The 2,988-nt window shown below is 70.1% G+C and carries 2 protein-coding genes; both read right to left on the bottom strand.

From position 1 onward, the window contains the following. Positions 1-372 precede the first annotated feature (372 nt). On the bottom strand, positions 373-1,743 hold the full coding sequence (locus G4D87_RS36120) for a hypothetical protein (RefSeq protein WP_163787347.1): 1,371 nt from the start codon (positions 1,741-1,743) through the stop codon (positions 373-375). Positions 1,744-2,299: 556 nt separating this feature from the next. Continuing rightward, positions 2,300-2,857, bottom strand: a complete 558-nt coding sequence (locus G4D87_RS36115; protein WP_163787346.1) for a dihydrofolate reductase family protein — start codon at positions 2,855-2,857, stop codon at positions 2,300-2,302. Positions 2,858-2,988: the final 131 nt, after the last annotated feature.

Below are 2,988 nucleotides of genomic sequence, written 5' to 3'. Positions count from 1 at the left end.
CTCGATGACGGTGGGCGGGGGCGTACCGGGCCCTCCACCGGGGCCCTCCGGGTTGGAGATCGTTCCTTCGCAGCCAGCAGCCCCGCCCAAGAGCAGCCCGAGCACCACCGGGCGCCACCACCGTCCCCGCTCCGCTGGCTCTCGTGACAACCGTTGTGACCGCATCCTCGGCACGAGCGCCTCCATCATTGGGAGACATACCCATCGGATGGATTGCGCGTTCCTGTCAATGTATCCGCGACTCGCACGCGCATCGGTCAGATGGCCCGATGACACGGATACTGAAAAACTCGTGTCACGCGTGCATGCGTGGCGGAAAGTGTGGAGGAGGCGCCACATGCGTGGGGGACAGACCCCCTCGATGCGCTGGTGCTACAGCCGCACATACACGCCGAGCTGACCGCTGAAGTACAGGTCCTTGGCGCCGCCGGCGAAGACCGGGGCTCCCTCCGCGGCGTCGGCGGTGAAGGAGTAGCTCCGCAGCTCTCCGCCCAGCCGCAGACCCAGCATGCGCGTCAGGGCGAACTCCACGGCGAGCTCGCCATCGATTCCGGAGCCGCTCAGCTCCGGGATGTAGTCGTCCGAGGACAGCTCGCCGCCGCTCAGCACGTGCTGGTAGCCCACGCGCGCGGCGATGGCCCATTGCTCGGTGAGCGCCTTGCGCAGGCCCAGCTCCACGTGCGCGAAGCGGTAGTCCACGTCGGGCAGGGCGAAGGTGCTGTCCGGCGGGAGTTCCACCGCGAAGGAGTGGGTGCCGTACAGCGCGCCCACCGAGACCTCCATCCACGGCAGCGGCAGGCGGAAGCGCAGGCCTCCCTCCAGGAGCTGCGCGGTGGTGCCGTACGTGGAGCCATCCGGGAGCTGCGTGGACAGCCCGAGGGCGCGTGAGCCCCGCGCGACGATGCCCAGGTTGTGCACCATCCCATCCGTGAAGTGGGAGAGCGGGAAGTAGCTCACCGAGAGGCTCGCCGCCGCGGCGCTGTTGAGGCTGTAGTCGGGCAGCGCGTTGGCGTTGTTGCCCGAGAAGTTGAAGCGGCGGAACAGCCCCTGTCCGGACAGCAGCGCCTCCAGGATGGGGCCGTCCAGGTTGCGCAGGCCGGCTGCCTTCGGCTCGGGCTTCACCGGCGGCTCCTCCGTCTTCACGGTGGGCGGAGGGGGCTTCACCACCGCCGGGCGCGGTGCCTCCGCGATGGGGGCCGGGGGCGCGACCTCCGGCTCGGAGACAGGCGTCGGAGGCGTGACGGCGGCATGCGGGAGGCGCTGCTCCGGGCTTGCCTTCAGGGCCGCGCCCAGCTTGGGCTCGAGCTCGCGCCGCACGTCGGGGAAGGCGCGGTGGGGGCGGACGTTCCAGCGCTCCTCCGCGAGGAGGGTGCCGTCCTTGCCGGAGTAGGCGCGGACCTCCACGTCCCAGCGCTTCGTCCCCTTCACCGAGGCGAGGATCAGCACGTCCGCGCCGAGCTTCTTCGCCAGCGCCCGCCGCTGCGCATCCGTCTTCGGACCGCCGCGGAGGCGCTTCACCTGGGCATCCACCTTCTTCGCGGGCAGCACGTTTCGCCCGCGTCCCTTCTTGCCCAGCTCCTGCGTCAGCACCCTGCGCAGCGCAGCCGCCTGGCGGCCCTCCGGGCGCAGCACCGCGACCTGGGTCGTCTGCGCCTGCGTCTTCTTCGCCTGCGCGGCCTCGGCTGGGCGGTACGACACGACCAGCGCCAGCACCAGCACCACCCATCCCGCGATGCGGCTCACAGGGCCACCTCCTTGGCGCGGACAGGCGAGGTGGAAGCGGCCGGGAGGACAGAGACGAAGGGGCGGGAACGCATGGGTGCTCGGCTTCCAGTGACGAGACGGGGACTGCCTCAGCCTAAGGCAATTGAGGGGCCAAGATCCCGGAGCTTAGCGCTTATCTCGGTAGGAGCGCGTGGAGTGGGCGTTGCTCCAGGGCGTGGTCAGCGCCGCCCGGACGGCATCGCCGTCCTGCTCAAGCCCCTGCGCGAAGGTCTCCACCGTGCGTGACGCCGCGTTCGCGTACCAACTCACAGAAGCGACGTGCCAGCGCCAGGACGCGAGCCGCTTCCGCATCCTGCTCGAGACGCGCCAGGGTGGAGTCCTCCGTGGCCGCGAGCGCGGACTGCGGCTGGACGCAACGCCAGGCCAATTGCTTCGGCGAGAGGAGACTCCCGTTGGGGCGCGGGTTCGTGGGCTTCGGAGCGCTACCGCAGAGCCCAGTCGTCCACGCCGAGCACCCGCGGCGTGGTGGAGGCAGGCAGAGCCCGTGCAAAACAAAAGGGCCCGCCCCCCTGTGTCAGCCCGCGCGCCGGTAGTGCATGGCGACCGCGCCGCAGCGGAGCGGCTTCGCCGAGACCAGCTCGAGCCGTCGCGTGCTGGGCAGCCCGCTCTGGTACAGGGTCGGGCCGTGGCCGGCGATCCTGGGGTGGACGAGGAACTTGTACTCGTCGATCAGATCCAGCCGATCCAGCTCGGTCGCGAGGTTGCCGCTACCGAGGAGCACGCCGGCCGGGGTCGCGTCCTTGAGCTTCTGCACGCCCGTGCGCAGGTCGCCGGCGATGTGGTGGCTGTTGGTCCACGGGAAGTCCTTTCGCGTCGATGACACCACGTACTTCGGCTTGGCCTCCAGCTTGACCGCCCACTCGCGCAGCGCCGGCGGCGCCTCTTCATCGCCGCGGGCGACCGCTGGCCAGTAGCTCTCCATCATCTCGTAGGTGACGCGGCCCCACAGCATCGCCCCGCCCTCGTCCATGAGGCGGGTGAAGAAGGCGTGTGTCTCGTCGTCGACGATTCCCTCCTGGTGGTCGACGCAGCCGTCCAGGGTGACGTTGATGCTGAAGGTCAAGAGCCCCATGCGGCGAGTCTAAGCCATACACTCCTGGCGATGGAACGGCAGGCCGTCGCAGAACGTGTCGCTGGTGTCCCTGGGGTGCGGGCGATTGCTCGGGCGGCCCTGTCAGCGGCCCTCCTCGGCCCCTCTGCACC

Origin of the sequence: Myxococcus vastator (assembly GCF_010894475.1) — a bacterium.
Taxonomy (GTDB): Bacteria; Myxococcota; Myxococcia; order Myxococcales; family Myxococcaceae; genus Myxococcus; species Myxococcus vastator.
The sequence above is the reverse complement of the archived record's forward strand: the minus strand, read 5'-3'. Positions and strand labels throughout refer to the sequence as shown.

Excerpts from the sequence above, each read along its gene's own strand:
- G4D87_RS36115 (WP_163787346.1), bottom strand. The coding sequence starts at position 2,857 with ATGGGGCTCTTGACCTTCAGCATCAACGTCACCCTGGACGGCTGCGTC.